Genomic DNA, 6,535 nt, shown 5'->3' with positions numbered 1-6,535 from the left:
CAAGCTCTAGAATATAAATTTATTGCTTTTTCAAAGTCTTGTTCTATGCCTTCGCCTGAGGCATACCAAAACCCTAGAGCATAGCATCCTATGCTATATCCTAAATCACAAGTCCTAGAAAACAATTCATTTGCTTTCTTATAGTCCTGCTTTATATGTTTACCTAAATAGTATGAAGCTCCAAGATTATAACACCCTTCGGCAATCTCCAAATCGCAGGCCTTAGAATAGAATTGATTTGCTTTTTGGTAGTCTTGCTTTACGCCGCCATCTCCTTTTTCGTATAAAACTCCAAGATTATGACAGCTTTCGCCATGTTTTAAATCGCAAGCTTTAGAATATAGCTCGCTTGCTTTTTTATAATCCTGTTTTACGCCTTCGCCCGAGGCATATAAAAGCCCGAGATTGTAGCATCCGTCACCTTCTTGCAAATCGCAAGCTTTGGAAAGCAGTTCGGTTGCTTTTTTGTAATCTTGCTTTACTCCTTTGCCTGAGTAGTATAAAACACCCAGATTGCCGCAAGCTATGCTATTTTTTAAGTCGCAGGCCTTAGAATATAGTTCGGTCGCTTTTTTATAATCTTGTTCTGCGCCCTTGCCGTATTCGTATGACGCCCCTAAGGTGGTGCAACCCCAGCCATCGCCCAAATTACAGGCTTTAGAATTTAGCTCTTTTGCTTTCTCATAATCCTGCTTCACACTATCCCCTGAATAGTATGCCATGGCAAGATTCACGCATGCTAAGGTATTGTTGCTATCGCATTCGCTCTGCAACCTACTTATACCGGGATCCTCTTGTTCCGTCGATGACAAAGCTGTGGCTTCTGCTAGCGATAAAGCCGCCGTGGCGATCAGCGCCAAAAATATCTTTTTCATACATCGCTCCGTTTAAAATTTCGGCTATTTTATTTCATTTTCGCTTAATCTTTTGAAAATCGGCGAGCTGTAAATTTACATCGCCGCGAGCTTAAAGGCGAAATTTAGCAAAAAGCGTTAAAATTCCAAGCATTACAAGGAGCAAAAATGAAAATTTTAAAAAGCACGAAGGCAAATTTCAAAGAGGAGTTTGCAAGGCTGGTGCGCCGCGGCGAGACGGACATGAGATCGGTGATGCCCGTCGTAAGCGGCATCATCGAGGAGATCAGAGCGCGCGGAGATGAGGCGCTAGCTGAACAGATTGAGAAATTTGACAGATGGCGCGTGCAGGGCGATCTGGCTATCACGCAAGAGCAGATGAGCCGCGCGTATGAAGGCTTAACCGCAGAGTTAAAAAACGCGCTACAGGTCGCATACGAGCGCATCTACGCTTATCATGAAAAACAGCTTGAGAGAAGCTGGTTTAGCTTCGATCCAAGCGGCGCGATGCTTGGGCAAAAGATCACGCCCGTGGATCGCGCGGGGCTGTATATCCCGGGCGGCAAGGCGGCGTATCCGAGCTCGCTTCTGATGAATGCGATCCCCGCAATCGTCGCGGGCGTGGAGGATATCAGCGTCTGCACTCCCGCCGTGGGCGGCGTCGTAAATGAGCTGCTGCTTGCGGCGATGCATGTGCTGGGGATCAAAAAAGCTTACAAGGTGGGCGGTGCAAGCGCGATCGCGGCGATGGCATACGGCACGCGCACGATCGGCAAGGTCGACGTCATCACGGGCCCCGGGAATATCTTCGTAGCGACCGCCAAAAAGCTCGTGTTCGGCGATGTGAATATCGATATGATCGCGGGTCCTAGCGAAGTGGGCATCATCGCAAACGCCGCGGCAGATCCGCGCAACATCGCCGTGGATCTGCTCAGCCAAGCCGAGCACGACGAGATCGCGAGTAGCTTTTTGATAAGCGACGATGAGAAATTCGCTCTTTGCGTCGCAGAGCATATCGAGCGCGAGCTTCCTACGCTCGCGCGTGAGCCGATCGCTCGCGCCAGCATCCAAAACAAGGGCGCAATCATCATCGCACGCGATATGAATGAGTGCGTGGGGCTGATGAACGAGCTTGCGGTCGAGCACCTCGAGATCGCGACCGAGAACGCCTACGAGCTGCTTCCGCGCATACGCCACGCAGGCGCGATATTTTTGGGCCACTACACGCCTGAAGCGATGGGCGATTACCTCGCAGGCCCTAACCACACGCTGCCGACCGGCGGAAGCGCGCGATTTTTCTCGCCTCTTGGGGTTTATAACTTCATCAAACGAAGCTCGATCATAGCGCTAAATAAGCGCGCCATAGACGAGCTCGGAGGCGCGTGCATGGCGCTAGCGGATGCCGAGGGGCTCGGCGCACACAAAAAATCGGTGCAGATTAGATTCGAAGAGAAGTGATTTTGCGGCGGTAGCGCAATTACGAAATGAAATTTTAAAAAAGCGGCTTAGGGTTTAAATTTGCCCGCATATAGCCTAAGGCGGTTCGCATGCAGCTTAAAAATTGCAAAACGAAATTTTAAAAAGCACCGGCGGCAGTTGCGAAATTGCGAGCTTAAATTTTAAAATTTAAAGACGAGTTAAATTTTAAAAAATGTAAGCGTCGCGGCGAGAGTGAAATTTTAAAATTTCAAAAGCGCTATAAATTTAAAAAAACGGCCGTATTTGATTAAAATTTAAGGCAAATTTACTAAGCGAAATGATATACTTTCGCTGATTTTTTACAAGGAGAGAAAAATGAAAAAATCACTTTTAGTTTTGGCTAGTTTTGGCTTTGCGCTAAGTCTTAGCGCCGCAGATCTTTCAGATAGCTGCAAAGAGTACTTCGCAGATCTTGATAAGATGGTTGATACCTACAAACAAGCGGGTCAAGAGCAGCAGGTCAAGATGTATGAGGATCAAAAAAAGCAGTCTATGGATCAGATCAGCGCACTTCCTAAGGAGCAGCAAGAGGCCACTTGCAAACAAGCTAAAGAGATATTTAAGCAGATGATGGATCAGATGAAACAACAAGGCGCTATGAAATAAATACCTTCGCGGGCATGATGATGCCTTCTTCAGTCGCGGCGATGCGATATCGTCGCGATTAATTCTTTTTAAACTCACATTTTTTTAAAAATTTTTAAATTTTAAAATTTGGATGTTTTATCCTCGCTGCTTTCGGGGCTTGCTAAGAATTTCAGATTTGATATTCAGCTTGTCGCAGGAAGTCAAAACCAATAAAGCGCTCGCGTCGTTAAAATGCTCCGTAAGGCGATGCATCTTAGTGGGACGCTGCGGTGCACCAAAGATTTACGAGCTGTTTTGGCGCGGCTCGAAACAGCGCCTCATCAATATGATGAATTCGAGGCTCGGTTTAAGCGTTATTTTATCGCGATTTGAAATAGCCGGGGCTCATAGATAGAGCGAATTCACGTCTCAGTTTACCGCTCTGCCTATGAAATTTGCGGCTAAAATCATCTCGCAAAATCGCCTTGAATTTTAATCCTTAGTAACGATCGTGCCGTTTTTTATTTCGTGCACGCAGACATTTCTGTGCAGCTCTTTATCGCTATCTAAAGTATAGTAGTACGTTGTTACTGTGCAGCATAAATCGGCGTCGATGACGAACTCCTGCTTGGCGCGCATCGGCGGCTTGCTTTTACCGCAGTGCACGTAATCGGCGTAAATTTCGCGACAATCGCTTATACGAAATGCGTCGTTTAAAAGGCACATAAAAACATATTCGTGCCCGTGCTTGCTATCTTGAAAATCCATCAGATAAAGCCTTAGCAGAATTGTTTTGGCGCTCTTTTTTGGCAAACGACAAGCCCTTATGTCTTTGATCCTCTCCCAATACGCGCTTAGATTGTCGATTAAAAAATTCTCCTTTGCGAACGAAAACAGCTCATTTTTATCAAGTAAATTTTTATCGATAGCTGCTAAGGGCGAAATTTCTCCTGGATAGCACATCGGCAGTTGCGCGATCGGTAGATCGTCGTAAATATCTTTCATACTCTGATAAATCTCTGGCCGCGGCGCATTGTCTCCCTTGGCTGCAGCATTTTCCATGCCGTATAGCGCAAGTAGGCACAGCAAAAATGTCCACACCTGCTTCATAACATTTCCCCTTGTTTCGATCGTAACCTCTTTGCTTCTGATCATACTGCAAATTTTAAAGCTTTAATATGAAGAAAAAAGATCAAAAATCAAAGCGCCCTTTTTACAACCAACTCTCGCGCTGTCTTTTTCTGCCCTTGCTTTTGGATTAATTTAATCCGAGTTTTCTTCTTGTGTGAAACGGACGATGCGCGGCTATTCGCCGTCCTGCGCCTCGGTGAAGCTAACGATGCGCGGAGCTGCGATGCGCGCGTAATCCTGCGCGTTTAGAATAATCGAGTGATCGAGCAAGCCCGCGTTGAAAGCGATCTCATCAAAGCGTCCGAACAGCGACGGATCGGCGATTAGCAGCAGCTTGTCGTGGAAGCTAAAGGGCGGCACCGAGCCGATGACGCAGTCCGTGAGATCGCCCACTTCATCGGGGCTTACGAGCGATGCTTTCGTACCGCCGAGCCCTTCTGCCAAGCACTTTAGATCGGTTTTATGATCGGCTGCGAAGACCGCTAGGACGTAGATCCTGCCGTTTCTACCCGCGGGTTTGTCGCTAGGAAGCTTCAGCTGCTGTGGCACGTTTGCGCAAATTTGATCGGCGGTTAAAGCTAAATTTGCTGCGTAGGCGCCGTTTTCGCAGCCTTGAGCGGTTGCAACGCAAGAAGCATTGGAGCTTTGCGCGTCACCGGCGCTTGCTAAATTTAAATTTTGCGCGAAAGAAATTTGCCCGTCCTTAAAGCCCTTGATCGTGCAAACCAGCGCCTTTGCGCCCTGTCCCAGCTGCGTACCGCGGGCTTTGGCGACTTCGGCGGAGGTGCCCGCGCTTTCGTGAGCTACGACGCGGAAGCGCGCGCCCTGCTGCGTCAAAAGCTCTTTTAAGCTTTCAAAAATTCTCTCTGACATGCTCTCTCCTTGTTTTTGCGAAATTATACTGAAATTTTAACCAAACGACCCATCGGTGCCGAAATTCCATTCTTCGCCGTAAAATTTATCTCGCCTACGCGCAAAACCATTGCGCGATGAAAGATCTATTGCATGGCGGAAATTCCGCCATACATAAGCTCGGTCCGCCCTGCTTCTTGCGAAATTATTTCATCTTGCGGATTTTAGGCTCTTTGCTCTCTACGAGCTCGTAAATTCTAAGCTCGACCTTGACGTCTTTGGGCGCCAAAATTCTAATTTCGCCACCGTCGTAGGCGAATGGATGCGTGAGCTCGTAATAGATCCGCTTCTTTTGCTTCTTGCCGTCGCAGAGCATCAGCGTTTGAGCAAGTTCGTTGCCGCCGCTAAACTCGTAATAAAGCCCGTCCGAGCCCTCTTTTTGCTCTATTTTGCCGCCGATCAGATACGCGTCGTTGCAGTCGGCTTTGATCTCTTTCGAAAAGACCGCTTCGACCTTAAACTGCTGCGGCGGCATCTTTGACGGCGTTAGCTGAAAGACATTTAGCTGCTTTTGCGCTTCGCCACCGAATAAAAACAGCGGCAAGAGGAAGAATAAAACGCTTTTTCTCATACTTTACTCCTTGAAAAGATATTTTTATTTAAAATTTTAGCAAAATTTTTACTCATTAAACTGAAATTTCAATCGACTTTGTTTTTATCTGTAGCAGATAATATTTTTTAGCGCCTCTGCCTCCGGTTTTAACGCCTCGCTATCGGTTTTTTGCGCGGTGCTCTTTTTGTTCGCTAAATTTTTGCTAGAGCTTTGCGGCGACGGCTTTTCGTGCGAGTTTAAAGCCTTGACGACGTCGCGCGATATTTCGCCCTGCGTCTGCGCGGTGGAAATTTCGCCGCTAGCTCCGCCAGACTTGCTCGTGCGGCGGCTTAGCACGCTTTTGACGCTTATCTTTTCGCCTGCGTAAAACGCTTCGCAAAGCCCGCCTTGCGCCTCATAGTCCGTCACTTTGACGCTGCCCTCTTGAAATTTATAAAATTTCGCCCGTTTCGCTCTGCGTAGCTCCTCGGCTCCGCCCCATACGTCGCTCTGCGCGTCAAGATCCGCGAGCGCGAATGCGCCGTCTGCCGCCTTATACATATTGCCGAGCCTTATCGGTATGCGTTCGCCGCTCTTTTTGGTAAGCACGAAGCCGATCTTTTCGCCATCTTTTGGGTGCGGGCGGAACTGTCCCGAGAAAAACGCCGTGAAAAACGCGACCTCCTTGATCTCGCCGTCGGTGCTTAGGTATCTCGTCCAGCCATCTTCAGGCACGTCGATCTTGGCGACGTCTCGTCCGTCCTTTGCGCCGCATTTTAAGCCCGCGCAGCCGCTAAGCGCTAATGCCGCAAGCGCGGCTAGAAATAGGTTTTTCATATTTTCCTTTCAAATAAATTTTGGCTCAAAACAGGGCGCTCAGGCACGTAAATCCGTAGGGCATTATTTTAGGCTCGCGGGATAGCCGCTAAATTTTTCGATCCAGCCGCCGCGGCCGAGTCCCGCCCCAGGTTGGATGCGCCGTCCGAGAGCAGCACTATGGCCGCCGGGGCCGTTGCATCGGGATGATCGGGATCCGGTGGCACCAGTTTCAGCGCGTCGA

The 6,535-nt window shown here is 48.4% G+C and carries 7 protein-coding genes; 2 read left to right on the top strand and 5 right to left on the bottom strand.

Going from position 1 to position 6,535, the window contains the following annotated elements:
• The coding region (locus tag Q0393_RS08645; protein WP_298979505.1) for an SEL1-like repeat protein at window positions 1-875 on the bottom strand (875 nt) is incomplete at its 3' end.
• A gap of 147 nt (window positions 876-1,022) precedes the next feature.
• Here Q0393_RS08645 and hisD point away from each other — a divergent pair.
• Window positions 1,023-2,312, top strand: a complete 1,290-nt coding sequence (hisD, locus tag Q0393_RS08640) for a histidinol dehydrogenase (protein WP_298979503.1) — start codon at window positions 1,023-1,025, stop codon at window positions 2,310-2,312.
• 336 nt (window positions 2,313-2,648) lie between these two features.
• Entirely contained in the window at window positions 2,649-2,939 is a 291-nt protein-coding gene (locus Q0393_RS08635; RefSeq protein ID WP_291936556.1) for a DUF5339 domain-containing protein, read from the top strand.
• Between the two features lie 453 nt (window positions 2,940-3,392).
• On the opposite strand, the gene Q0393_RS08630 is transcribed toward Q0393_RS08635, so the two are convergent.
• From Q0393_RS08630 to Q0393_RS08615, 4 genes are all read right to left on the bottom strand, one after another.
• The gene (locus tag Q0393_RS08630) at window positions 3,393-4,010 is read right to left on the bottom strand and encodes a hypothetical protein (RefSeq protein WP_298979501.1); all 618 of its coding nucleotides are present in this window, start codon (window positions 4,008-4,010) and stop codon (window positions 3,393-3,395) included.
• 195 nt (window positions 4,011-4,205) lie between these two features.
• Window positions 4,206-4,904 carry a YbaK/EbsC family protein gene (locus Q0393_RS08625; RefSeq protein ID WP_298979500.1) on the bottom strand — a complete coding sequence of 233 codons (699 nt, stop codon included), beginning with the start codon at window positions 4,902-4,904 and terminating at the stop codon, window positions 4,206-4,208.
• A 184-nt stretch (window positions 4,905-5,088) separates the two neighbouring features.
• Window positions 5,089-5,514: an ecotin family protein gene (locus Q0393_RS08620; RefSeq protein ID WP_298979499.1), complete on the bottom strand. Its 426-nt coding sequence runs from the start codon at window positions 5,512-5,514 to the stop codon at window positions 5,089-5,091.
• Window positions 5,515-5,598: 84 nt separating this feature from the next.
• Window positions 5,599-6,312: a hypothetical protein gene (locus Q0393_RS08615; protein WP_298979497.1), complete on the bottom strand. Its 714-nt coding sequence runs from the start codon at window positions 6,310-6,312 to the stop codon at window positions 5,599-5,601.
• Window positions 6,313-6,535: the final 223 nt, after the last annotated feature.

The organism is uncultured Campylobacter sp. (assembly GCF_938015785.1).
Taxonomy (GTDB): Bacteria; Campylobacterota; Campylobacteria; order Campylobacterales; family Campylobacteraceae; genus Campylobacter_B.
Note: the sequence above shows the minus strand (reverse complement) of the source record. Positions and strands in the feature narration are given on the sequence as shown.

Bases quoted from the DNA above. Each gene is read 5' to 3' on its own strand.
- hisD (WP_298979503.1), top strand. From the start codon at position 1,023: ATGAAAATTTTAAAAAGCACGAAGGCAAATTTCAAAGAGGAGTTTGCA.
- Q0393_RS08635 (WP_291936556.1), top strand. From the start codon at position 2,649: ATGAAAAAATCACTTTTAGTTTTGGCTAGTTTTGGCTTTGCGCTAAGT.
- Q0393_RS08630 (WP_298979501.1), bottom strand. From the start codon at position 4,010: ATGAAGCAGGTGTGGACATTTTTGCTGTGCCTACTTGCGCTATACGGC.
- Q0393_RS08625 (WP_298979500.1), bottom strand. From the start codon at position 4,904: ATGTCAGAGAGAATTTTTGAAAGCTTAAAAGAGCTTTTGACGCAGCAG.
- Q0393_RS08620 (WP_298979499.1), bottom strand. From the start codon at position 5,514: ATGAGAAAAAGCGTTTTATTCTTCCTCTTGCCGCTGTTTTTATTCGGT.
- Q0393_RS08615 (WP_298979497.1), bottom strand. From the start codon at position 6,312: ATGAAAAACCTATTTCTAGCCGCGCTTGCGGCATTAGCGCTTAGCGGC.